At 34.8% G+C, this 24,662-nt stretch carries 23 protein-coding genes; 7 read left to right on the plus strand and 16 right to left on the minus strand.

From position 1 onward, the window contains the following. Positions 1-92 precede the first annotated feature (92 nt). Together CF599_RS00375 and CF599_RS00380 are read right to left on the minus strand one after the other, a co-directional pair. On the minus strand, positions 93-965 hold the full coding sequence (locus CF599_RS00375; protein WP_121964069.1) for a pirin family protein: 873 nt from the start codon (positions 963-965) through the stop codon (positions 93-95). 152 nt (positions 966-1,117) lie between these two features. Then, entirely contained in the window at positions 1,118-7,027 is a 5,910-nt protein-coding gene (locus tag CF599_RS00380; protein WP_121964070.1) for an alpha-2-macroglobulin, read from the minus strand. A 271-nt stretch (positions 7,028-7,298) separates the two neighbouring features. Between CF599_RS00380 and CF599_RS00385 the strand changes: the two genes are divergently transcribed. Next, entirely contained in the window at positions 7,299-8,249 is a 951-nt protein-coding gene (locus CF599_RS00385) for an alkaline phosphatase family protein (RefSeq protein WP_121964071.1), read from the plus strand. Positions 8,250-8,293: 44 nt separating this feature from the next. Here CF599_RS00385 and CF599_RS00390 read toward each other — a convergent pair whose 3' ends face one another. The 7 genes from CF599_RS00390 to CF599_RS00420 all read right to left on the minus strand — a co-directional run bounded on the left by CF599_RS00390 (position 8,294) and on the right by CF599_RS00420 (position 14,349). Further along, entirely contained in the window at positions 8,294-8,734 is a 441-nt protein-coding gene (locus CF599_RS00390) for a hypothetical protein (protein WP_121964072.1), read from the minus strand. Between the two features lie 258 nt (positions 8,735-8,992). Further along, complete coding sequence (locus CF599_RS00395; protein WP_121964073.1) at positions 8,993-10,558, minus strand: M20/M25/M40 family metallo-hydrolase; 1,566 nt, start codon at positions 10,556-10,558, stop codon at positions 8,993-8,995. A 173-nt stretch (positions 10,559-10,731) separates the two neighbouring features. After that, a complete protein-coding gene (locus tag CF599_RS00400) occupies positions 10,732-11,430 on the minus strand; it encodes a hypothetical protein (RefSeq protein WP_121964228.1) in 699 nt (232 codons plus the stop codon). A gap of 4 nt (positions 11,431-11,434) precedes the next feature. Next, a complete protein-coding gene (locus CF599_RS00405; RefSeq protein ID WP_173835498.1) occupies positions 11,435-12,121 on the minus strand; it encodes a hypothetical protein in 687 nt (228 codons plus the stop codon). A gap of 4 nt (positions 12,122-12,125) precedes the next feature. Continuing rightward, on the minus strand, positions 12,126-12,848 hold the full coding sequence (locus tag CF599_RS00410; protein ID WP_143824777.1) for a hypothetical protein: 723 nt from the start codon (positions 12,846-12,848) through the stop codon (positions 12,126-12,128). Between the two features lie 84 nt (positions 12,849-12,932). After that, positions 12,933-13,634, minus strand: a complete 702-nt coding sequence (locus CF599_RS00415) for a hypothetical protein (RefSeq protein ID WP_143824778.1) — start codon at positions 13,632-13,634, stop codon at positions 12,933-12,935. Beyond that, positions 13,627-14,349, minus strand: a complete 723-nt coding sequence (locus tag CF599_RS00420; protein ID WP_121964077.1) for a hypothetical protein — start codon at positions 14,347-14,349, stop codon at positions 13,627-13,629. The genes CF599_RS00415 and CF599_RS00420 overlap by 8 nt, the downstream gene beginning before the upstream one ends. Before the next feature lie 210 nt (positions 14,350-14,559). Between CF599_RS00420 and CF599_RS00425 the strand changes: the two genes are divergently transcribed. After that, the gene (locus CF599_RS00425; protein ID WP_121964078.1) at positions 14,560-15,453 is read left to right on the plus strand and encodes a DMT family transporter; all 894 of its coding nucleotides are present in this window, start codon (positions 14,560-14,562) and stop codon (positions 15,451-15,453) included. Positions 15,454-15,551: 98 nt separating this feature from the next. Here CF599_RS00425 and CF599_RS00430 read toward each other — a convergent pair whose 3' ends face one another. From CF599_RS00430 to CF599_RS00445, 4 genes are all read right to left on the minus strand, one after another. Next, the gene (locus tag CF599_RS00430) at positions 15,552-15,908 is read right to left on the minus strand and encodes a hypothetical protein (protein ID WP_121964079.1); all 357 of its coding nucleotides are present in this window, start codon (positions 15,906-15,908) and stop codon (positions 15,552-15,554) included. Between the two features lie 577 nt (positions 15,909-16,485). After that, positions 16,486-16,848, minus strand: coding sequence for a hypothetical protein (locus CF599_RS00435; protein ID WP_121964080.1), 363 nt, complete (start codon positions 16,846-16,848; stop codon positions 16,486-16,488). Then, positions 16,845-17,159 carry a hypothetical protein gene (locus CF599_RS00440; RefSeq protein ID WP_121964081.1) on the minus strand — a complete coding sequence of 105 codons (315 nt, stop codon included), beginning with the start codon at positions 17,157-17,159 and terminating at the stop codon, positions 16,845-16,847. Before CF599_RS00440 ends, CF599_RS00435 begins: the two co-directional genes overlap by 4 nt. Before the next feature lie 111 nt (positions 17,160-17,270). Beyond that, positions 17,271-17,816: a HugZ family protein gene (locus tag CF599_RS00445; RefSeq protein WP_121964082.1), complete on the minus strand. Its 546-nt coding sequence runs from the start codon at positions 17,814-17,816 to the stop codon at positions 17,271-17,273. 347 nt (positions 17,817-18,163) lie between these two features. Between CF599_RS00445 and CF599_RS00455 the strand changes: the two genes are divergently transcribed. From CF599_RS00455 to CF599_RS00465, 3 genes are all read left to right on the plus strand, one after another. Beyond that, on the plus strand, positions 18,164-19,048 hold the full coding sequence (locus CF599_RS00455; protein WP_121964083.1) for a hypothetical protein: 885 nt from the start codon (positions 18,164-18,166) through the stop codon (positions 19,046-19,048). Positions 19,049-19,071: 23 nt separating this feature from the next. After that, positions 19,072-19,929, plus strand: coding sequence for a hypothetical protein (locus CF599_RS00460; protein WP_121964084.1), 858 nt, complete (start codon positions 19,072-19,074; stop codon positions 19,927-19,929). Positions 19,930-20,017: 88 nt separating this feature from the next. Beyond that, entirely contained in the window at positions 20,018-20,932 is a 915-nt protein-coding gene (locus CF599_RS00465; protein ID WP_121964085.1) for a hypothetical protein, read from the plus strand. A gap of 30 nt (positions 20,933-20,962) precedes the next feature. Here the strand turns inward: CF599_RS00465 and CF599_RS00470 are convergent, their stop codons facing one another. Both CF599_RS00470 and CF599_RS00475 read right to left on the minus strand, forming a co-directional pair. Next, positions 20,963-21,472 carry a GNAT family N-acetyltransferase gene (locus tag CF599_RS00470; RefSeq protein ID WP_121964229.1) on the minus strand — a complete coding sequence of 170 codons (510 nt, stop codon included), beginning with the start codon at positions 21,470-21,472 and terminating at the stop codon, positions 20,963-20,965. Positions 21,473-21,746: 274 nt separating this feature from the next. Beyond that, positions 21,747-23,138, minus strand: coding sequence for a M17 family metallopeptidase (locus CF599_RS00475; RefSeq protein ID WP_121964086.1), 1,392 nt, complete (start codon positions 23,136-23,138; stop codon positions 21,747-21,749). A 298-nt stretch (positions 23,139-23,436) separates the two neighbouring features. On the opposite strand from CF599_RS00475, the gene CF599_RS00480 reads away from it, so the two are divergent. Next, complete coding sequence (locus tag CF599_RS00480; protein ID WP_158221758.1) at positions 23,437-24,051, plus strand: DUF2975 domain-containing protein; 615 nt, start codon at positions 23,437-23,439, stop codon at positions 24,049-24,051. Positions 24,052-24,060: 9 nt separating this feature from the next. Further along, positions 24,061-24,270, plus strand: a complete 210-nt coding sequence (locus CF599_RS00485) for a helix-turn-helix transcriptional regulator (RefSeq protein WP_121964088.1) — start codon at positions 24,061-24,063, stop codon at positions 24,268-24,270. Between the two features lie 18 nt (positions 24,271-24,288). Here CF599_RS00485 and CF599_RS00490 read toward each other — a convergent pair whose 3' ends face one another. Beyond that, positions 24,289-24,657 (minus strand): hypothetical protein, encoded by a 369-nt coding sequence (locus CF599_RS00490; protein ID WP_143824780.1) that lies wholly within the window; start codon positions 24,655-24,657, stop codon positions 24,289-24,291. Positions 24,658-24,662: the final 5 nt, after the last annotated feature.

Raw genomic sequence — 24,662 nt, forward strand, 5'->3', positions numbered from 1 at the left:
AAAAAGAAAAGGAGAGGTAATCAACTCCTCTCCCTTAACCAAAACAAAACCACTATAAAAATATAGCCTCACTACTTATTATGACATTTTAATTATATTAAGTCCCCGAATTTCCCAGAGTTAAAATCATCCACTGCTTGTACTAATTCATCTGATGTATTCATTACAAAAGGACCATAGTGTGCAATTGGCTCATTTAATGGTTCTCCAGAAATCACAAGTGCTACAGCATCTTTAGTCACCTCAACAGAGAACTCTTCTCCTTCTCTTTCCATAAGTGCTACGTGATCTGTTAAGACCACTTCTCCATTTACTTTTACTTCCCCTTCTAATACTAATAATAAGGTAGTATATCCACTTGGGAAAGCAAAGTTAGTACTTGCACCTGCTTTTGCTTTTAGATTGTACATATGTATAGGTGAGAATGTAGTCGCTGTACCTTTAGTACCGTTATACTCTCCTGCTATTACTTCTACTACTCCCATATTATTTTCTAAAGGATACTTCGCTACACTTTTATTCTCAATAGCTTGATATTTAGCAGGTCCCTTCTTATCTTCTCTCTTAAGGTTTACCCAAAGCTGTACCATCTGAAACTCTCCACCTGTTTTGCTCCATTCCGTTTCGTGAAACTCTTTGTGTAATACTCCAGAAGCAGCAGTCATCCACTGTACATCACCCTCACCAATAACTCCTCCACCTCCACTACTGTCTCCGTGCTCTACACGTCCTTTATAAGCGATAGTCACTGTCTCAAATCCCTTATGTGGGTGTACACCTACTCCTCTAGGTATTTCTGAAGGACCGAATGTATATTTTGAATTGTAATCAAACATAATGAACGGATCCATTTGTTGCATATTCATATTTGGCATACTTGGTATAAAGTTATGCACTCTAAAACCATCTCCTACAAAGTGTGCAGGCTGTGGTGCTACGATTTGTTTAATATTTCTTGTTTTCATATCTCTTTGTTTTTGTATTACAAATTTACAACCTCATCAAGCCTTAAACACTTAATCTACAACAAGAAGAATACTATGCTATATCTGTATAGGATAGGCACAAAAAAAGAGGCTTGCCTTAGCAAACCTCTTCCTATAAACTCTGTTACATATTAATTCTTAATCTCTACTCTAGCACCCTCACTATGAGCGCTCATCTCAGGAGCGTACATATTCTGCATAGTAGTAATACCATTAGAGAAGTTACCTCCTACATTCGCTCTTAATTCATATTCGAACACATAGTTTCCTTTTCTCAGTCTATTAATAAAGAAGTTCGTAGAAGCATCTCTTGTTTCTTCATAATAACCAAACTCTCCTTTCCATCTATATCCTGACAATACATTTGTTGGTTCAAATCCACTAGCGCGCATATCTTTTAAGTGGATATAATCCATATCTCTATCTACGCTAATCTCTAATCGTACTGTTACTAAATCTCCTACTTTAATCGGAGTGTCTTTCGTAATCTCAAAAAGAGTTTGCCCCTTATCTGTATTTGACTTTATGTAAAGCTTCTTAGCCATTTTGATACTTGTATTAGCAGAATTAACTGCATCTATATCTTCAAAATACTGCCAATACATCGCTCCATAAGCAACACCCGGAGATGTCTTCGTTATTTCAACAATACCTTTCTTAGCTGTCATTTCTGCTTTAGACCAAGTCTGTTTAATATAACCACTACCTAACTGAGCATCTTTAGTCAAGTCAACAGGATAACCGCCTACTTTTACTTCTAGTCCTTTCTCAGCATCAATCCAAGACTTCCCTGTATACATTAAAGCATACACAGCCTTAGTAGTCGCTTTCGTAGAAGACCAACCTGTAGTTTGTTTATTCTTAAGCAACCAAACTTTCATTTGCTCAATATCATTTGCATACTTGTCTTTATCGACTTCATTAGCAGCTTCTATAATTGCCACTTGCGTTTCGATAGGTGCTTGATACCATAACCATCCTGATACATTATGCTTCCAGTACATTCCCATCTCATCAGATGATACGGCTGTCTCCATAATATTCTTGATAATGGTATCTGCAGTCTTCACCAATCCAAATCTCTTCGCTACTACCGCACGCATAGCGTCTTTATACAAGTTACCTGACGGCTTCTCACTCTCTATTCCCTTGCGGATAGAAGCTACCATCGGAGCGTACTTCTCATTGATCCCATATTCTCCAATAAAGAAGCTACGTGCATATAGATAATGTGTATTAATACTCGTCACCTCATTAGGGTTAACCTTCTTATCTCTGTTTAGATAATCAGCATATTGAGTAGCATCGATGTACTTAATCGCATCTGATAAAAGTGTTTTATAACCTAGTTCATTAATCCAATCCTCTTCTAACACACCTATCTTCTTCAAGTTTCCAAAACCTTCTACGATAGTCTGTGTAATATATAAGTCAGACTTTCCTCCTTTAAACCAAGTGAATCCTCCATCGCTATTCTGCTGTTCTGCTAACTTCTCTAATGCTGTCTGTAAATCCATACGCATTTTATTCAAGTCAAACAGGATAGCGATACGTTTCATTTGTTCTTCTTCACTTACAGCCTCTCTCACCCACGGCGTCTCCGCTAATAAGATACTCTTTAACTCTTGATTTTGCTCAAGTTTAGAGGTTACTTGTCCTTTGGCATTCCATTGGTCAAAAACAGTCTTTATCTTAGGATTGTCATTCATTATTTTAGTAGCCACTGCATTAGCAAATACCTTACTAAACAACTGCTCTGAACAATCATAAGGATACTCTTGTAAATACGGAATAGCGAATACCGCATTCCATATCGGGTTAGCAGTTAACTCTAGCGTCAACTTGTGATTCTGTAGTGTATTGCTAATTTCCTTTTCGTATGCTTTAAACGAGAATAGCTTATTCTGCCCCTCTTTCACAAAGATAGGCATTGTCTCAGTCACGAGTATTCTATTAGATAATACAGGTAATGCAGACTCTTCTCCATCACTGAAGTTATCAGATACTGCCACTACTCTACACGTCACTACATCTACACCATTAGGAACTTCTATATCCCAATTAACGGCAGTTGACTCAGATTTATTAGCAGAGAACTCTCCTGACTTCTCTAAGATTAAGTCATTCGTGTAAGCGTTAAACAACTGTAATGTTGCTTTACCTTTACGCAAACCATCAGATAGATTCACCACCTTAGTCGATAAAGTCAACTTATCTCCTTGACGTAAGAAACGAGGCAAGTTAGGCACTACCATTAATTCCTTCTGCGTTACTACTGTCTGCTCTGTATACGCCTGACGTAAGTTCTTAGTATGACCAACAGCCATAAACTTCCACTTGGTCAATGCCTCAGGCATCGTGAACTCAAACTTCACATCACCGTTCTCGTCAGTCTTTAACGTAGGATAGAAGAATGCTGTCTCCTGTAAGTTCTTACGAACTGTAGGCGCAGGTGTTGTTTCTTTGTTATCACTTGCTCCACCTACTGCTTTAGTCTCTGTTACAGCGTTTTCTTCCAAAACACTTACTCCTGCTGCTTGACCTTGTAGAGCACTAGGCGCACCTGTTATAGCTACTTCTGACAAAGAGCTATCGGAATCATAACTAAGATCCCTTTTAAGACTTGCTGCCATAACTCTTCGGCGTCCATATCCATTATTAAATATACTAAGTCCAAACGTATTTAAAATAACAGGTCTATCTACTGTCAGCGTACTCTGATCTATCCTTTCACTCATTAACGAACTAAAATATCCTGTACTGCGCAGTGTACCGAAGTTATATTTATTAAATGAAGGTGAGTTATAATAATACTTTGGTTCTTTTAACCCAACATTCAAGTTGTGATAAACGAACTCATCTAATGAAGCATCATACATAGTTGCTAATAACTCAGCTACTACTTGCTCTTTCTCTTCCCCCTTCACTTTTAGAGACCACTTCTCTTTCGCTCCCGGCTCTACCTTATCTCTAAACGATTCTATTACTATCTGTAGTTTATCCGCATCTTCTTTTAAAGCTATCTCAGCAGCATCTTGTACCGCCATATTATGCTTTAAAGCTAGTGCGTACACATCTACCTTTTTATACTCTAGTTTGATAGGAATATCTACTTTCGTTCCTTTCTTACTGATCTTCATTACTTTTTGAGAAACAGTCTTTCCATTAGCCATTACCTCAACGAAAGCATACGTATTATCTTCAGCACTTCTTACTTCTACTGTAGCTTTATCCCCTACCTTATACGTTTTTTGTTCTGATTTAAGTTCTACTAATGCCTTCGGTGCTTCTTTAAGCTCTTCATTTCTTAAGATAAAAGTCTTCTCTATCTCATTCTTTATACCATTCTCTAGTACATACCCTTTTACGATATAATTACCAGAAGTCAATTGTTTTGCTCCGTTATATACGATAGTATTTCCTTTAGCTGTATCAAATGAAGTATTAAACACAGATACTCCTTCTTTCCACTTAGAACTATCTTTCTCTTCACCATATACTAGATTAGGGAATAAGGCTACGAACTCGTCATAGTTATACAACTGATAATCTCCTGTAACCAATCCGAACTCATCAGTAATACGATTAGGATTAGGAGCTAATAACGGATAGATAGTTAACTCCCCTTGAGAAGCATAATCTATACCGTTTAAGTTTCTTGTACTAATAGTAAAATTACTTAAATCTTTAGCAGTCGTTATCACAGGCAAGTTTACACTTAGCTCTATATTCTTCTCTCCTACTACTACACTGTGATTCTGACTATGTGTCTCCCCATTCTGATCAGTCACATCCGCATATACAGTATAAGTGAATGTACGAGGTAATGTAGAAGTCGCTTCTCCTTTAGGCAATGCCTTAAAGCTCACAGTGAACTTACCTAAAGCATCTGTCACAGTCTCACCCTGTATCATTGTTTCCCCCTTATCGTATCTATAAGGAAATGAAGTACCACATATCCATCGAGGCCATATCTCTTGGCGTACTACACGGTACACCACTTTCGCTTTATCTATATTCGCTCCTAAGAAAGCCTTTGCGCTACCTGTAACAGCTACTTCTTCGTTTAGCTTATAAATCCCTTTAAGCTCATCAAAAGCCACCTCAAACTTCGGACGTTTATACTCTTCCATTCGTACACTACTCCATCCGATAGACTCTTCGTTTAGCTTCACTTCTAGACCATAGTAACCCAGCTTTCCTGATGAAGGTAATATAAACTGCCCATTAACAGAACCAAACTCATTCGTAGTCAGCTCCTGTTTAGAGACCTCAGTACCGTTTGCATCTGTTAGTAGTACTGTTACTTTAGATTTACCTACTACTTGCTCTGTAGTCAATGTTTTCTTACCTACGATAGACTTAAAGTACATCACTTGAGCAGGTCTGTATATTGCTCTATCAGTAAGGATAGTTGCTTTATACGAAACATCGTCGTCTTCTAAGTCATCGTCGTCATTATAGTTACTAGATGCGTAAGGAGAGTAGTATACCTCTTCTCCTTTTACATTCATATAAAGATAATGTCCTAACTTAGATGTATCTATGCTAGCTTGACCATTAGCATCCGTAGTGATGACAGTTTCCCAATAATTATTATTGTCACGTCTCTCGTCTTCATTTGCTATGTGAATCTTGGTATTGCTAAGAGGCTTACCTGATTTGCGGTTATATGCTCTTAGTTTACCATTGTTAACCTCTATGATGTTAGGTGTTACATTGACATGACTGATCTGTACATCCGTTTTATCTTCTTCTACCTTATTAAAAGGTACACTAGATATTAACACATAGTATCTCCCCTCCTTTAAAGGCTTAAGAGCTGCTATCGTTCTGTGCATCTCATAGTCTTTAAATGCACTCAAGTTTAGTTCATACGTATCTACAGCAGGATAATCCTTTAGTAACTTCAGGTAGCGTTCTTCACCTGAATAGAAGTGTTCATCTGTACTCTTAAGATTACTTGTATTCTTTAGGATCTTCACATATACTTTATCTGTATTTTGATGCCCTATACTTAAGGGAATAGCCTGCTCATCTAACACATAAGCATTAAGCGTATAGTTTAATCGCTTAGCTTCAGCATACTGTTTCATTGTTAACAAGTCCTCTGCTGTATCTGTATTAGGGAATAGCTTTACAGCTTTATCCACTAAAGCGATTAACTCAACTCCTCTAAGATGATTAGCATATCCCTCATACACTAAGGGTTCTTTAGGAAACTCTTCTAATAAAGAAGCGTATGTTTTCTTGATTACATCTTCATCACCCTTTGCCTCTGCGAGATACATCTGTACATAAACATACATAGAAGTATTCACTCTAGCCTTTAAGTCTTTTAATAACTCCGTCTCTAGTTGCTCTTTCTTATTCTTAACTAATACACTTTCGTCATCCGATAAGTCAAACGAGTTATACTGTAAGTTCTCTATGAAGTTTAATCTTAGTGCATCATATACAGTAAACTTAGTCCAGTCTATCCCTAGGTTCTGATTCGAAAGGTAAAACACATCAGCCCAACTACCGATAAGCGCTTGCTGATCTTTTGCTGCTAGAGTTAATCCTCTGTTATACAGTTTATCTATTTCGCGTTTAAAATCTGCTTCTGTCCAGTATTCTATAGAAGAAGAGGTTCCTCCTTCTATAGCAGTTCTATTTCTCAGTTTATATCTATTGGCATCGAAGTACAACTTGTATATTTCAGCTATATAAGTATCTAATATCGCTCTAGTAGAACCTGTCGCGGTATTGCTTTCTTTTTTAAACTGATCTATAATAGTATTAACATCATACTTCTCGTCTTCTTGAATAATGATGTTAACCTTTGCTTCATAGAACATCGCCTTCATCATACTCGGATAATCCTTATTCTTCTTAGATAAAGTCAATACTTCTTTAATATTAGGTAACATACTTTTTACCTCAGCATTCACTTCTTGCTTCTGAATAATATCCCAAAGCTCTTTTATTCGGCTATTTGGCTGTTGCCCAAAACCCAATATAGGAGCTAAAATCATTAAACATAGACTTACTTTTTTCATATATAAAATCTTTATTTTACTGTCTCTAAATTACTTAAATCTAACGACACTTTCCTTTTTTAATTACTGCCAATGTAGAAATAATTATTTAAACGTTTTAACACACTGATTTATTTGCCCCTTTTTGACTTACTTGTCCATTTATTGGGTAAGTGTACTTATGTAATACTAAACATTAACCTAACCTAATAGTGATAAATCCATAACACAAGAAAGGCTTCTATATCTTTCTAATTGAAGTTACTTTGACCTATTCAAAAAAACATAAGAAATGAAAAAGATTATTCTAAGTCTATTAGTATGCACATCACTATTTGCTTGTTCAAGTGATGATAATAAAAACGAAAAGAAAGAAGACAAGAAATACAAAACCGAGAATGTAGTTCTGTTGGTTATAGATGGTCCTAGAATGACTGAGACTTGGCAAGGTAAAAACCAAGAGCTTATTCCCAACCGTGTAGCTTTATTAAAAGAAGGGGTATTTATTAGCAACTTTAGAAACAACGGTCTTACTAATACTAATGCAGGACATACAGCCCTTATCACAGGAGTCTATGACAGCATACAGAACAACGGTAAAGAACTTCCTACTAACCCATCTGTATTACAACATTGGTTACAACAATCTAAGAAAGATAATAGCAAAGCTTGGGTTATCGTATCTAAAGACAAATTAGAAGTACTTAACAATACAAAAAACAAAGAATGGAATGGTAAGTTTATGCCTAAAGCAGATGCAGGTATATCTGGTAACCCATCTGGATATAGAGAGGACGCTGTGACTATCGCTAACTTTAAAAAGGTAATTTCTACTGACAAACCTAACGTAGTAGTGATAAACTTAAAAGATGTAGATAGCTACGGACACGCTAACAAATGGAAAGAGTATATCCAAGCAATCAAAACTACTGATCAAAGTATCAAGGAGATTTGGGACTTCTTACAATCTCAGCCTGATTATAAAGGCAAAACTACACTAATGGTATCTAATGACCACGGACGTCACTCTGATGGGATTAAAGACAGCTTCGTTAACCACGGGGATGCGTGTATAGGATGTCGTCATATCGAATTCTTCGCTATGGGGCCAGACTTCAAACAGAATACAACAATCAGCACTGGTAGCTATGAGCAAATAGATGTAGCAAATACAATGGCTGAGTTATTAGGTGTAAAACTAGAATACAGTAAAGGTAAAGTGATAAAAGATATCTTCAAATAAGATACTCTATTTAAAGACAAAAGGAGCTCGATGAGCTCCTTTTGTTATTTAGCATCTTTCCATCTCACTGGAAAGCTATTTATGGGATTATTAATAAAGCCAGGTACTCCTTTATTAGGAAATGCAGGGTTCAAATTGACAGGTATAGCATAGACCTTATAACTTTTGATATAATTTTTATCAACTATAACCCCTTCCTTCTTAATAGAGATTTCTTTCGTCTCCCCTATACTTAGAGAGAATCTCTCCGTCTTTAGTTTTTCATTCATAGTCGTTACTGCTTCTACATATCCTTCCATAGGAGCCTGTACTTTAGACTTCACTGTAAAGTAAAAATTAGTGTACTCTTTCGCACTTCTGTTTTCTACTGAGGTACCTGTGTATTGAACATTGATATCTCTATCATTAGCGGGCATATCCTCTTTAGAACAACTAGCTAATAACACAGTAATCAACATCACAACAACCAAACTTATATTTTTCATATTTCTATTATATTAAGTCGCCAATGTAAAATAAAACAATAAGAGTTTATGTTATAAAAACCATATTTAACTAAAAATACAAATAGAAAACAATAAAATTAAGATTAAAAAATACACTTCATTTAATTATAAACCAAATAACACATAGTAATATTAGAAACTAAATAAATAACACATACTCAGTCTGAAATATATCATCTATCAGACAGCCTGCTGATTATAAAAAAAGGATGCTCTCTCGAACATCCTTCTACTATATTAATTATTTGTACGTTTAGGTCCTTTTGACTCAGGCCACTCTTGACGCTCTCCTTTATTATTTAGAGGAAGTACTATCTTCTCTCTAGATACTAACTCTGCTTCCTCACTAGCTTTATAAGCCATAATAGCGATTAGGATAGCATTATTCTGTACATCATCATACACGATCTTATCTGCTGTATCTCTATTAGTATGCCAAGTATAGTTACCATACCCCCAACTAAGAGAACTCATCATAAACCCAGGGATATCTTTACTCACGAATGATACGTGGTCAGAACCACCCCCTGATGGTGAACCAGGAAAACTAGTCTTAATCTCTTTCTTATATTGCTCAGGTACTGCATATAACCAATCTGTAATATATTGGTAAGAGTTTAAGAATCCTTGTCCTGAGATATTAGCCACACGACCTGTACCATTATCTTGGTTAAATACTACTTGTATTTTATTGTGTAATTCAGGATGATCAGCTACGAATGCACGAGACCCATTAAGTCCTTGCTCCTCACTTCCCCAGTTACCAATAAGTATTGTACGCTTAGGATTAGGCAATATTGCTTTTAAGATACGAGCTGCTTCCATCATCGTGATAATACCTGTACCGTTATCCGTAGCTCCTGTACCACCATCCCAGCTGTCTAAGTGTGCTGATAAGATAACATACTCATCTGCCTTAGCTCCACCTTTTAATTCTGCTACTGTATTATACGTCTTAGCAGTACCTAAATCTTTAGATTGCGCGTTAACTGTAATTCTAGGTGCTTTACCATTTTCAGCTAACCTATATAGCATACCATAGTCTTCCACAGCGATATCAATAGTCGGTACTTTTTTAGTCTCAGCACCGAAGATTCTATTTGCTCCCATAATACCAGTCCAGTAAGACATCACTATCCCTGCTGCACCAGCATCTTCTAATACTTTAGGTAACTCTTTAGCTGTATATCCAGTATTCTTGATACGAGTAGCCCAAGCTTTTTCAGCTACAGCCTTCTCTTCTGTCATTTTAGTATATGATTCTTCTGTGGCGAACGTCTTCCATTGGTAGTCAGGACGCCCTGTAGGCTGATGCATAGATATTAATACATACTTCCCTTTTACAGATGGTAACCAAGCTTCAAACTCTGCTTTTGTTTTTGCATCTGTTAGTACTACTACTTCACCATCTACTCCACCTTTTTTAGAAGCAGGACTCCAAGCTAGCTGCATTCCCTCCATTGATTTGATACGTGGAGAAGTCATTGTGATTTGCGTAGTACCGCGTTCCCAAGCTTTCCAAGTTCCATACTCTTCATTGCGAGCGTCAAATCCCATAGATTGGTATTGATTCTTCACCCAGTTATGCGCTTGCATCATTTGTGGTGTCCCTACTAAGCGAGGCCCTATCACATCCATTAGTTCAAATGCGTAGTTTCTCAACTGTGAGTTAGTTGTTCCTTCTTTTACTATAGCGTCTACTATAGGATCTTGTTTTTGTGCGATAGCTAGTGAACTAGAGAATATCGCTACCCCTAATACTCCTTGTGCTATCGACTTTGTAATCGTAGTGGTTAATTTCATTATTGTTTGGTGTTTTGTTTAGCTTGGCAAATTACACATTTAACTCAAATAACCAACCCTTACAATTCACATTCCACCCTAAAACACTAGATTATACAAATGATTTCACAATAATCTCTACCCAAAACAATCCAATATATAAAACTTACTACTTTTTATTATAATAATCACAATCAATAATACTCATAACTTATCGTCTTCTCCTGAAACAACACCCCTTCATTCGTATAAATAACTTGTTGAGTGACATTGCCAAAACTATCAAAAGCGTTATTTGCTACCTCATATTTCTGTTCAGTCTTTAGGATAACGTCCTTCTGAACTAATCCCTTCTGATAACCATTCCCTTCATAGGTCATTGTACTAAGAACGTTTAACTGCTCCTGATTATCTGCTGTAAGTTTGCTGATTATCTGTATCGACATTAGCAATCCTTCCTTATTACTCTTTCCTTTTAAAGTAGTGATGATATTAGGAGTAGTGATATAGGTAGTTGTCTGTGTATACTCATTAAGAGTAGACCACTTCTGTTTTCCTTCACTTACTTGTTTACCCTCATAGTCATAACTAGCTACTTTGCGCATCAAATTAATATAGGGTTCATACTTAACGATACCGTTTGTACTAAACTCTAACACTTCAGTATCTAACTCGTTATCTAATGATTCTAGTGATGTTTTATATCCATCTACCCCATAAGTACTCACCTGCTGAGTCACTACAGCTGTATTTGGCATACGAGTAACCTCAGTTAATTTCTTCACTTTACCTCTTAATCCCTCAAGTTGCAAATCTGTAGGAGGAATATTGCTTACCTCTGCCTTACATCCTTGCAGCCCTAATAACAACACTAAAAATAATATCTTTCTCATAAGCTTAATAATACTCATATATATATTCTACTTCATAATTAGCATCTACCTCATCACTAACCATCTTCTGTTTAGTTATGTTACCTTGTTTATCAAATGCCAAATTAATCACTTTAACCTCTCGGTAAGGATCGTCATTAAAACTTTGTTTTTCACTAATCTTATATCCTCTATCATCATATAAGAACTTTGTTCTAACCTTTGTGTTTTCTTGGCTCTTATCTACATATTCATTTCTCGATTCAATATATACTTGTCCTCCCTTATCATCTATACTTACCTCTTCTATATTAATGAAATTTTTATCTTTCACATTTTCAAGAACGACACTATAAGATTGGTTTGTTAACCACTTAGTTGTCGTCATATTATATAGCTTATGATCAGCTCCATACGTTTTACTACTTCTACTATTATTTAGATAAGGAACATACTCTACTTTAGCCAATAAAGTATACTCACCAGTCTTACTTTCATCTATCAACAATTCCTCTGACACCTTATATCCTTGCTCATCATATGTCGTAACATGCTTACCTGCTAATCCGAAAAAGGAATTAGAACTAGTAGTTACTTGACTCTTTACCTTCCCTTTTAAGCCCTCTATCTGTGTATCTGCTACAGGTGTAATCTCTTCTTTAGCGCAACTAACTAGTGCAATCACTAACATAAAAAACAATATCTTTCTCATAAGTCTAATAATACTCGTATGTATACGTATTCTCTTTTACTATCTCTCCTTTAGTATCTATAAATGTACGTTCTAACACATTATTATGACTATCTCTCTTACCTTTCTCAATCTTATATGTCACTGCATTCTTATCATCTTTCTCACTTTTATAAGTAACTGATGCAGGAGTCACATACCCTTTATCATCGAATGTATATGACACATATTGCATCGAGATAAGTCTAGGAACAGTAGTAGACGCTTTCTTCTCCTCAGTTGCCATCAATATTCTCTTCTCATCTAACGTTCCCTTTACTGTAGTAATATATTCAGAAGTATTCGTATAATTAATCACGTCTTTATACTCATTCTGCTTAGTCCATGAGCGAACTATACTGTACTCTATAACATCAAATTCATTTATACACTCACCTCTACGCATACCTTTAGCATTATAAGGGGTATAATTAATAACATCATGAACTCTATATTCTATGAAATACTCATCCGAAGCTTCATCATCTATGACTACTCCTATCGCGTACTCCTCTCTAGTCAAGAATCCGTCTTTATCAAAGTGCTCTGTAGTCCTATCATAACTATCAAATTCTAAGTTATAAGACTCTATCACGATTGTCTTCACATTCCTTATTCCCTCAATAGCAGTATCAGGCACAGGTGTAATCACTTCTTTAGTACAACTAACTAGTGTGATCACTAGCATAAATATTAAACACTTATTCATTCTTTTTCTTTTTAGCAATTTTTATTAATCGTAATAGTCCTTCTTCTCCATTAAAGACGATCTCTTCTTTATAATTCTCATACCTTAATAATATTCGTAAGTACTCTGCTCTGTATAGAATCCGTCTATGCTTTTGCGTTTAAAATATTGGTCTATAACGTTGTTCTTCTTATCCTTCTTTATTTCAATACTATTTACCTCATCTCCATCTAATACATAATATTGATTATTGCGGTTATACTTCTTCTTACTGATATCACCTGACATCGTATAGTAGAACGTATTAGTACCCTCTGACTTCTTATTCTCATTAAAATACTCCTCAGTGGTCAACTGATTTTTAGTATTATAAGTACGCACTACATAGCTATTCCCCTCACTAGACTTCTCTCCAAAGACATAGATATACTGATTCCTTCCTGCTAACCATTCTTCTTGGTGTTTTTCAGTATATGTAGGCGTCCTCTTTACATAGTCAAATGAAATGACCTTTATTAGTCGTTTATCACCCTTATAAGAAGAATAACTATACTCCTTATCCTTTATTAACTCCATGCTGTAATAATGCTCAGGGTCAATATTAGTATAACTAACTCTAGTAGTTATAAAACCAGCCTTGTCATAGTTAATTTTCTCCATATACTTCTTACCCGAGTCAAGACTATACAGCTTAGTCAATGTCTTCACCTTACCTTTTAATCCATCCACTTGCCAATCACTAGGTACCTGCGCCTGTACTGATAGACATAGTATCATACACAGCAGCAGCGTTATTATCTTACTCATAATATTCATATTTACAACTTACATTAGAACCTAATTCTGTGCCTTCTACGCGTTCTTTATACTCCACTACATTCCCCTTCTCATCTTTATTGACTACAGCTATAGTAGTTATCCTATCTCCAGTACTGTCTACCATATCGAAGTATGTATGTGTCTTCACTAAGTCCCCTACTTCATTATAAAAGTAGGCTGTCGGTGTAGGCCTATTATCACTATTATCACTACTATCATCCTGTGATGAACTAACATAACTCGTTGACTTCATCAACCTATATCCTTCAAAATACAGTTTAGTAAACCTGATCTCTTTACTATCTAAATACTCCTCACTGATAACATATATCTTATCTGACTCCCAATACTCTACTCGCTTAACCTCTTTATTAAGCACCTTCTTACTAAAACAATCATACGTAATCACTTCTCGTTTACTAGTAGTGTCTAATACACTGAATTTATCTAGTGCAGTACACTTTGGCTTTATACCTTTCTGCTGTTCACTAAAAGAATAGTCGTCATAATGTCTTATCTCAGTCTTAAACCCCTGTTTATTATAAGAAGTTTCTTCTATTACTATAGCTGTATCTGATAAAAGCCAAGAAGTCGTATTCTTCTTCACTTTCCCCTTTAATCCATCTACTTGCCAATCAGTAGGTATTTGCCCAAAACAACAGGCAGAAATAAACATAAAAGTCAATATCAACACATTCTTCATATCGAATTTTATGTTAAAGATACACTATTCCTTAATTATCTTATTCTAAAATTATTACGAAAAACATTATCATCTTGTTTTTTCACTAACTATTCTCTTACTGAAATACACATCTATATCCTAGGTAGAATAAGAGATTAACAATAATACACACTCACTACTATAGGCAATAATGAAGTCTTACCTTTGTGCAGAATTTAATTTAAAACAATGAAAAACCTTAAAGGAATTCTATTCGCATTGATTTCATCAGGTACATTTGGCTTGGTACCTTTATTTTCCCTGCCATTGATCCTGCCTAACTTGCGACCAGAAGGAATGGTAGCTATCGGTATACCGACCATTCTATTTTACCGATTTTTGTTTTCATCTGTCACGATGGGTGCAGTGTGTTTATACAAAAAAACGAGCTTAAAAATATCTATTAAGGATCTTGCAGTCGTCTTTTTCTTGGCATTACTATATGCCGCTACAGCCAAATTCTTAGTTGATGCTTATGAGTATATAGATAGCGGACTAGCTACCACGGTGCACTTCCTATACCCGATATTCGTCAGTATAGTGATGATTATGCTTTATAAAGAAAAGAAGTCGATGGCGCTTATCATAGCGTCTCTTCTATCACTGATAGGTGTAGGGATGATGTGTATACATGGAGAGGCTTCTCCCTCACTATTCACAGGATTAGTACTATCTGCCTTAACGATATTTACCTATGGACTATACATCGTAGGGCTTAACAAGAGCAGAATCTCTGAGATGAACTTTGATTCACTGACCTTCTATGTGCTACTAATGGGGTGTCTGATCTTCTTGTTTTACTGCTTATTTACTTCAGGGATACAGCCTATAGTATTAAGAAGTGATTGGATAAATCTGATATTACTTGGGGTATTCGCCACGTTTATATCTGACTTATGTCTAGTACTAGCAGTGAAGCACGCAGGATCTACAGTGACCTCTATCTTAGGATCAATGGAGCCAGTAGTAGCTGTATTAGTGGGTACACTGTTTTTTGCGGAGCACTTTGATTGGATGTCTGCACTAGGTCTAGCATTCGTACTAGGGGCTGTTACATTAGTTATCATATCAAAAAAGGACTAAAAATATAAAACAGTCATCTGTATAAATATAAAAAGCCTGCTAGCAATATCTTACTAGCAGGCTTTTATATTTTATCTTCTAACTCTAGATCTGTATAATTACTGATCTCCTCGTTCTAAAACATCATCAAGACTTTCTTTCTGTACATCAACTAGCTTCATCTGTGGATAGACGAATAGTTGTTGCTTATCATATATCTCTCTGATGATCTCTAGACACTGTGCCTTATCAGCATACATCTGAGGATTAATTAATGTAGAGGGATTTATAACCTCAACTAAGATTCGATCCTCATCACAGTGAAACTGCATCGTGTGCTTCCCCACCTGAATACCTACGAAGTTATCTACTAGGTTTATAGTCTCATCAAATAACTCTACACATTCTTCTAGTGTTAACTCTAGATTCTCTTCTGAGACATGCTCATAATAATCGGTATAAAATACTGTAATCATAGTCTGCTTTCTTTATAAACATCACTAGTGCTGCATAGTCTTTAATGATCTCCACACAAGTAAGATCACAAAGGTATTGTTTTTTCATTTGTAGAAGTATGCTTATTTCTGTCTATATCAAGTTGCGTTACATCTGTCCCCCCTTTATTGTGTTTATCACACTGTTTACTTGAACAATAGCAGGAGAATAAAAGGAGATTTTTTCGACTAAAAGTCTTTCTACCCCATAATACTCAAGGTATTCTCCTAGGATTGTCCTAGAATTCCCCCAAAAAGCCCGAATTTACTACGCTTAAGAACTGCATAAGTTAAATAGTGACTTATACAAAAGAGAAACAAATAATTAAAAATCAACACATTAACATAAAAACTGTTTTAAAAAAAAATATTATTATTTCTAGTTTTTGATGATGAATAACTCTAAAACAAGGTTGTTTTACTAAAAAAACAACTCAAGATTAGTTGTACTACCTTTTCGAACCATTGTTTTTGATTGGAAAACAAAAAAAACATTTATCTTTTTTGATAAACGTTATGATCTATAGTACGTAAATAGAAAGTTGGTAATTGTCCTAAATCAATGTTGTTTAGTCAAAAAACACTTTTGGATAAAATAGAATAGTATACCTCCTAAGCAGTAACAACTGACATCAAGTAGATCAGCTGTATATCGAGGATTATGTTGGGGTAAGTAATATTCAAAATAGATAGCATAATACGCCACAACACTTATGATCATAGGAACAGATAATAGATAACCCTTACCTCTCCAGGTGCGAACTATGCCTAATATAATAAATAAGGTTAGGGGAATAGACAGCGTATCATTAAGATAGTTATTGATAATCAAAGGCAATGGTATCCCTAATCGCTGAAGAATATAGATAAGCATCCCTACTAATGCCATTCCTATAAAAGTCCAATGTCTTAACACCCTCATGCTACTATCATTCCGATTAACCATGCTAAGAACATAGCTATCGCCATAACGGCAAACCATACTCCATAAATGACTTTAAAAAATAAGCGAACGACTAGCCAAGGATGCTCTGTCATCTTTAATAAGAACTTTTCTATCAAGTTTGGTTCTTCTGCTAGAACTTTAGCGATACGTTCTCGCTCAGCAGCTTTGCGTACTTGTTCTCTCTGTCTTATCACATTTAAAGAATGACCGCATGTAGCGCAGATCTCTACATCTACATTAAATGTTCCACAACTAGAGCAACGAATATGAACTTGGCCTTTAGACATGACAGGGTTTTAAGCTTAATCTTCAAAGCTACTGCTTTCTGATACAATAAAAAAAAGCCTCCACTCCCTAAAAGGGCTTAAAGGCTTCTTCCGTTAAAAAAAATATAGTTTTTACTTTTGCTCTACGTTATGTTGACCATGAGCACCTCTTCTGTGTTCCATTACTTCAAGGTTTTCGTCTACGAAGTATGCACTACCGAATCCGTTTACATATGATCCTTTGATAGGTTTAAAGTTAAACATGATGAAGTCTTCAAGATTATCTAATATCTCTACTACTTTACCGTGTCTCACTTTTAAATCAGCGATAGCTTGCTCATATAGCGGACTGTCTTTCTCTACTAATTCAGCTTGCGTATCTAATGTAAGGCGGTGTCTAGCATACAACTGTTTAGAAGCAGCCTCATCCTCTACGAACATAAACGATACTTGTTTGCGGTCGCGTAAGTTCTTTGTGTGTTTTGCCATAAAAGACACTAGTATCTGAAACTCATTCCCTACTCTAGAGTATGGAGCAGTACTTACTAGTGGTGTACCATCTTCACTGATAGTAGCCATCATCACTGACTTGCATGAATCAACTAACTCTGCAACCTTAGGTGCTTTTGGCTTTACTTTATGTTGGTCAAAATTTGGGTTTATTGTATCTGAACTCATCTCTTATATATTTTATGAAGCGAAGATAATAAATTATTTAAACTAAATAAAAATAAGAACACTCTTTAACAAGATTATACAACTTAAAACTACTCTTATACACAATGTCGTATAATCAAACGGAATTAACTTGACTACAACTTTTGTATTTTGAAATTAATTGTACTTTTAACCCGGAACCAGCATTAGACAGATAAACGAAAAGTAATTATACAAGATAGTTCTGAATTAACGATTTAAGCATACTACAGTATGGTTATTGAGTTAATGAAAGAACTATGAAGTAGAATTACTTTGTAGCATTTGGCTAGTGCTGATTTTGGGTTTAATGCCAAGTCAGAACAACAATGAGAAAAATATTTATACTAGCCCCACTATTCTTAATGCTAGCGAACTGCGGTACTTCTAATACTGCACGCAATGCAAAAAAAATCAAAACTAAAAAGATAATTGTATTAGACTATGCCATAGAGAAAAGCCATCTCTTAGTGACAGAGACAATATTAGATCCTAAAAAAGCCAACAACACTAAAGAAAATACAACTACCGAAGTAGAAGAGCGTAAATTCTTATTTACTTATGATCAAAAAGGTCAAATAATCAATACCTATTCTTGTAGTATTCAACAAGATAAAGAGACCAACCCCTCTAATTTAGAAGTAGAACTTAATACTAAAAAGCAAATTACGACGTTATCATTAGATGATGATGCAGATAAACTAAAAGTAGTGTATGACAATAACTTACTACACCAGATCTCACATTATGATCCTGAGTTTAAAGAGTTAGTGCTTACTACATATAGTTATGATAAGCAGAAACTACCTGTTAAAGCACAGTTAGGTAATGCTACTAAACCGAATCAGATAATAGATCTAAGCTTTAAATATGATGAGAAGCAGAATGTAAAAGTTAGTACTTATGCTAATGAAGTAATGACACTGTCTTATGATGATAAAAAATACTTACTGAGTGGGCAGCCTTATTATAATAATCCATTTTATTATTTATCAATAGATTGGTTGACATTTACGCATTACAGCCCTAAGAATAACATCATCAAGGCAGAAGATAATGACTATATAATTACCATTGACTATACGTATAATGAGGAAGATATGCCTTTAACAGCTAAGATTACGAAGACCTCTAAGTCAAATAATAAAGATAGTAGAGTGACTGCCGAACAGGAGTTTCACTATAAAGAGATAGAAGTGCCTATCACTAAATAACAATACCAACTAACCAAAAAGCTATGAAAAGAAGTTTATTATTAATCCCTGTGCTACTACTAACTGTAGGAAATGCATTCAGTCAGCAGACTAAAAAGATGACTGTTGTAAGTCAGCTAATAGAGAAGAATCACGTTCATTCATCAGAGACAACTCTAGTAGGTGATGTGAATGTAGTAACAGGACCTAGTACCAATAGTGTAATATCTATCACTAAATATGACTTCACTTATAATAACGCAGGTCAATTAACCTCAATCAAATCTTATCTCGTAGAAAATGGGCAACCTACTGATCCATTTATCACTTTGCTTGAGTCAAGTAACAAGAACCAATTAAATAAGGTTTTATACGGAGAGAATAAGATGAGTCTTGACTTAATGTATGAAAACAATGTATTACAGTCTACGGAATTTAAAGACTTATACTATGATGAATCTAGAGTCAGCAAGATCACCTATAACAAGCTTGATTTACCCGGATCGATAGAGATTACCTCTTCGCCTCAATATTCAGACCCTGAAACTACAAGTTTTATCTACGATCCGAATAACAATGTGAAGCTTGTAAACTTAGATAACAACAAGACTATTTATACGTATGACAAAAAGAAATATGCCTTTGCATACTTGCCTTACTCGTTTAACATCTCTAATTATCTAAGTGCCTCTGAGCTAACATTTACTAATTATGTACAGCAAAACAATGTAGTGAAGATAGAGCATAATGAAGACTTACTAACTACTATTGACTATACCTATAACACTAAAGATTTGCCACTAACTGCTAAAGTAAAGACAGTGATAAAATCAGATCCTACTGATCAACCAAGTATCTATGAGTATGAATTCGTGTATAAAGAAATAGAGATTACAGAATAATAACAAGGTTAGCCGATGGTTAACCTTGTTTGTTTATAAATACTTTTATTAACATCAAGTATTTTTACTAAATTTAACAAAACATTTGATGATGAAAAAGTACTTTAAAATATTATCTATCACACTTATAGCTTTGGTAATAAGCAACTGTTCTTCTGATGACAACAAGAATAAAGAAGTAAGTAATAATCTGATCAAGAAATTAGAAGTAAGGACAACTATGGATAGTCCAGAAACGGCTAGTCCAAATTCATTCTTCTTTATATCAAATACCACTTTTAATTACAACCAAAGAAATCAAACGAATAGTATTCATTCACAACAAGATTATAGGAATATATGGGAATACAACTCTACCAATAATCAGTACCCAAATAAACGTGAACAAAAAATAGTGGTCCGTATATTTACTTACAATACAAACACAAATCTTTTAGAAAAAGAAACAACAACAATAAACAATGTTACTACAATCAAGACTTTTATCTATAATGATAAGCAACAGATAGTGACTATAAATGAGGTAGGTAAAACAACCACATTAAAATATAATACTAAAGGGCAAGTAAGTACTATTATAACAAAATATACTGATCCAGATAATATGTATAATGCTATTAAAGAGTATGAATACGATCAGAGTAATAACCTAATATCAGTCAATTATATCGCTAGAGTATACCCTGATAAAATCAATATTAAATACACCAACATAGAAAGTCCTTATAAGGGTACAACAGTTAACTACTCGTTGCTAGAACCAATGGATGAAGGAATATTAATGCGAAAGCATAATCTGTTTAGTGATAAATATGCGACATTCTTTGAGAATCTAGAATATAGTTATAAAGGTTATCATTTAATTAAGTCAATAATTGGAACAGAAAGTGATTACTATGATAGTACCTATCTAACATCTACAGAAAACTTCAAACCAGAAGGTTTTGATTATTTTAGAGGAGGGAAAGATATCTTCGCCTATTATGCAAAAAAAACATACTAAAAAAGGTTAGCTGATGGCTAACCTTTATGTTTACAAATCCAATTGATAGATATAGTCATCCATCACATATCCCTGTCCGATATCGAAAGTCTTAGAGTCAATACACTTCATATTATTGCGAATGTAGAAGTCTATAGCGCGTTGGTTATTCTTATTTACGGTAAGATATACCGCAGTAGCCCCTTCACGTCTAGCATACTCTACTACGTGCTCAAACATAAACACACCTAATCCCTTTACTTCCTTATACACATTAGTGTATAGTTTAGAAAGGAATACACGGTTGTCTTCCATAAGCTTATAATTCGTATATCCTAATAACTCCTCCCCTTGCATTAGCAGTTCCCATTGGTATCCCTCTTTTAATTCACCTAAGATACGTTCTGTACCATACATCATCGGTAGCATATAGTTTATCTGCTCTTGTCCAATAATATCAAGGTACGTATCCTCCCATATCTTCTCTGCTAAAGGCAAGATAAGGTCTATGTTATTTATATCTACAGGTACATATTTTGTTGTTTCTGCTAAGTTATTCATTGTTCTAATCATTTTATAGAAACACGAAAATACAATAAAACTTAAAACTAGAATAAAAAAAACGAGGATAGTCAAAACTACCCTCGTTTATATCACTTTATACCTTAAATCAGACAGATAACATTTAAACGAGAATGAATTGTACAAAACAGAGTGAAATTAGTGATTAAAGCATACTGAAGTATGGTTTAAGAGCTAATTGAATCTATGTAAAGTAGAAATAATTCGCAGTAAATGGTACTTGCAGATTTAAGGTATATATCCTCTATGAATATTATCCTTTATAGTTAGTCAAGAAGTCAACTAGAGTACGTACTCCACTTCCTGTACCACCATTACCTTTATAATCTCTAGGTGCATCCATCCAAGCTGGACCTGCTATATCCATATGTACATAAGGTGCTTTAGCGAAGTGCTCTAAGAATTTACCTGCTGTGATAGTACCTGCATAACGTCCACCGATATTCTTCATATCAGCCACATTAGATTTTAGCAAGTCTTTATAGTCATCCCAGAAAGGCAACTTAGCAAGACGCTCGTGTACGTTATATCCTGAAGCGATAATAGCATCCATCGTTTGTTCAGCATTCCCCATAATACACGCAGCCATATCTCCTGCTACTACTAACGCAGCACCCGTAAGCGTAGCCGCATCAATGATTACCTCAGGCTCATATTGATTAGCATAAGCGATAGCATCACCTAAGATCATACGCCCTTCAGCATCTGTATTTAATACTTCAATAGTAGTACCATCATACATCGTGATAACATCTCCAGGAGCATACGCATCACCACCTGGGCGGTTATCTGTAGCAGGGATTAATCCGATTACGTGTACATTCACTTCATTTAAAGCAGCAGCATAGATAGTACCTGCCATACAAGCGGCACCTCCCATATCACTCTTCATAGAATCCATAGATCCAGCAGTTGGTTTTAAGCTTAATCCTCCTGTATCATATACCACACCTTTACCTACTAATACGATAGGTTTTTTGTTGATAGGGTTAGCAGGTTTGTACTCAATGATAGTGAAAGTCGCTTGCTCGATAGAACCTTTGTTCACAGCGATTAACCCACCCATCTTCAATTCGTTTATCTCTTTGCGTCCTAATACTTTTACAGAGAAGTTAGCCTCTTTACCTAATAACTCTATTTCTTTAGATAATTGTGTAGCAGTTAAGAAACTTACTGGCTCATTTACCATAGTACGTGCCCAGTACACTGCTTTTACTGTATTGTTTAAATCACTGATTTGCTTCGTTGTGAAGTCACCTTTTACCTCAACATTTGATAAAGCGAACTTCATATCTTCTGCTTCTTTGAAGTACTTTAAGAATTGGTAATTAGACAACATAAATCCTTCTACTAAAGCTAGTGTAGAAGCACCATTACCAACGATAGTCAAGTTATCAGCCTTTTTGTCTAATTGTTTGCGGATATTGTTACCTGCTAAACGCATTTTCTCTAAAGCCGCGTTCTCTTTCACAAAGAAGAAATATTGACTTCCTATTTTAGCGAAATCTTCTTCTTTCTTTCCTTCTTCAAATGCTTTTACGAAGTCATTTAAAAGTGCAGGAACCTCAACAGTTCCTTTATTGTCATTACTTAAAACGAAAACTACATTCCCGTTTACCTTAATGTTATTTACTAATTGTATCATCTCTGTCAATTTATGTTATGGCAAATATAACATTTTTAGACTCAACTAAAAAAGAGCTACTATTAAATGTGTGGCAATATATCTAAAGTATCTCAAAAGGATATATTCACTGTAATAAGACTATTATTTATCGAAAAACAATAAATATTATTTGTTTAATAAAAAATAACTTCTACTTTTGAATCACTATTAACCAACTAACATTATGTGCTATGATTAAAATATTAATACAATTAGGTTCTCTATTAGTAGAGTTATGCGAAAAGATATTAAATGTCTTATTTTAAAATTTAATACGATGAAACTGAAATTATTAACTATAATTTTTCTTATAACTTATATTTTATCATTTACAGCACACTTTAATGACTTCGCTAGAGGTTATAATGATGGTAATTGTGCGGCAATAAATGGAACAGAAATATATAGTCTACGAATTGAACATCAAGACAATTTAGATAACATTAAAGTTCTAACACCTAATGCTAATACAACAATCACTAAAGACGTTGCAACAGAAAGAATAAGAATTGAAACCAAAGACTATATTCCTGATTACTTTAAAATACCAAGAGGAATTGTAATGATTGCTTTCGTTCTACTAATTCCAGCAATGTTTATCATTCTATATATCTTTTTCACAAATCTATTTAAAGGAGATATAGTTAGTAAAAGACAAATTAACAACCTAAAATTCTTAGGTTACGCACATCTAGGTTATGCTATAATGGAGGCTTTTATAATATTAACAGATAACCTACACAATCAAAAAATAGCCAGCTTTTATAATTTGACCCTAGGAAAAAGTGAATATGATATAACCTCGTTCTTTATTCCCGTAATTTTGCTGATGATAGTAGAAGTGCTTAAACAACACTTACGTTTAAAAGAAGAAGCAGATTTAATCATATAACCCCACGATATGCCAATAATAGTAAACTTAGATGTAATGATGGCGAAGCGTAAGATATCGCTTAATGATTTGGCTGAGCGTGTAGGTATCACCGTGAGTAACCTATCTATACTCAAGACCAATAAGGCTAAGGCAATCCGCTTTAGTACACTAGAAGCTATCTGTAAAGAACTTGACTGCCAACCAGCAGATATATTAGAATATGTAAACGAAGACTAAGCACTATGCTTGGTCTTTTTAGTAACGTCCATTTTTTAAACCTTCACAGATATAATAAACATACAAAATAGCTGTAAAAACCAAACACATAGTTAACACTATGTAATAAGTATTCTGAGAAGATTTGCTCTTCTTAAACATACGATCGATCCCAATGCCTATTCCGAAATATAGTGCATTAGGTAGTAAAAACACTAACACAGGCAATATAATCAGAACAAGCAATTCATTTACCTTAAGTGCATAATAAAAAGATTCAAAAATTGCATCTCCTACTATCTCAGGAGTATAATACCACCAAAAACAACTAATTATTCCTAAAATAATGTAGTTATAAACAGCTGATAATTCCTCTTTACTATCGTCATTTTCCTTTTGTTCTTTCATACTAC

Origin of the sequence: Myroides sp. N17-2, assembly GCF_002286775.1 — a bacterium.
Lineage (GTDB): Bacteria > Bacteroidota > Bacteroidia > Flavobacteriales > Flavobacteriaceae > Flavobacterium.

Coding starts and splice junctions, on each gene's coding strand:
- CF599_RS00435 (WP_121964080.1), bottom strand. CDS start 16,848: ATGAGGGTGTTAAGACATTGGACTTTTATAGGAATGGCATTAGTAGGG.
- CF599_RS00455 (WP_121964083.1), top strand. CDS start 18,164: ATGAGAAAAATATTTATACTAGCCCCACTATTCTTAATGCTAGCGAAC.
- CF599_RS00485 (WP_121964088.1), top strand. CDS start 24,061: ATGCCAATAATAGTAAACTTAGATGTAATGATGGCGAAGCGTAAGATA.
- CF599_RS00430 (WP_121964079.1), bottom strand. CDS start 15,908: ATGATTACAGTATTTTATACCGATTATTATGAGCATGTCTCAGAAGAG.
- CF599_RS00375 (WP_121964069.1), bottom strand. CDS start 965: ATGAAAACAAGAAATATTAAACAAATCGTAGCACCACAGCCTGCACAC.
- CF599_RS00460 (WP_121964084.1), top strand. CDS start 19,072: ATGAAAAGAAGTTTATTATTAATCCCTGTGCTACTACTAACTGTAGGA.
- CF599_RS00445 (WP_121964082.1), bottom strand. CDS start 17,816: ATGAGTTCAGATACAATAAACCCAAATTTTGACCAACATAAAGTAAAG.
- CF599_RS00410 (WP_143824777.1), bottom strand. CDS start 12,848: ATGAATAAGTGTTTAATATTTATGCTAGTGATCACACTAGTTAGTTGT.
- CF599_RS00395 (WP_121964073.1), bottom strand. CDS start 10,558: ATGAAATTAACCACTACGATTACAAAGTCGATAGCACAAGGAGTATTA.
- CF599_RS00490 (WP_143824780.1), bottom strand. CDS start 24,657: ATGAAAGAACAAAAGGAAAATGACGATAGTAAAGAGGAATTATCAGCT.
- CF599_RS00385 (WP_121964071.1), top strand. CDS start 7,299: ATGAAAAAGATTATTCTAAGTCTATTAGTATGCACATCACTATTTGCT.
- CF599_RS00415 (WP_143824778.1), bottom strand. CDS start 13,634: ATGAGTAAGATAATAACGCTGCTGCTGTGTATGATACTATGTCTATCA.
- CF599_RS00405 (WP_173835498.1), bottom strand. CDS start 12,121: ATGAGAAAGATATTGTTTTTTATGTTAGTGATTGCACTAGTTAGTTGC.
- CF599_RS00425 (WP_121964078.1), top strand. CDS start 14,560: ATGAAAAACCTTAAAGGAATTCTATTCGCATTGATTTCATCAGGTACA.
- CF599_RS00475 (WP_121964086.1), bottom strand. CDS start 23,138: ATGATACAATTAGTAAATAACATTAAGGTAAACGGGAATGTAGTTTTC.
- CF599_RS00380 (WP_121964070.1), bottom strand. CDS start 7,027: ATGAAAAAAGTAAGTCTATGTTTAATGATTTTAGCTCCTATATTGGGT.
- CF599_RS00440 (WP_121964081.1), bottom strand. CDS start 17,159: ATGTCTAAAGGCCAAGTTCATATTCGTTGCTCTAGTTGTGGAACATTT.
- CF599_RS00400 (WP_121964228.1), bottom strand. CDS start 11,430: ATGAGAAAGATATTATTTTTAGTGTTGTTATTAGGGCTGCAAGGATGT.
- CF599_RS00480 (WP_158221758.1), top strand. CDS start 23,437: ATGAAACTGAAATTATTAACTATAATTTTTCTTATAACTTATATTTTA.
- CF599_RS00465 (WP_121964085.1), top strand. CDS start 20,018: ATGATGAAAAAGTACTTTAAAATATTATCTATCACACTTATAGCTTTG.
- CF599_RS00470 (WP_121964229.1), bottom strand. CDS start 21,472: ATGAATAACTTAGCAGAAACAACAAAATATGTACCTGTAGATATAAAT.
- CF599_RS00390 (WP_121964072.1), bottom strand. CDS start 8,734: ATGAAAAATATAAGTTTGGTTGTTGTGATGTTGATTACTGTGTTATTA.
- CF599_RS00420 (WP_121964077.1), bottom strand. CDS start 14,349: ATGAAGAATGTGTTGATATTGACTTTTATGTTTATTTCTGCCTGTTGT.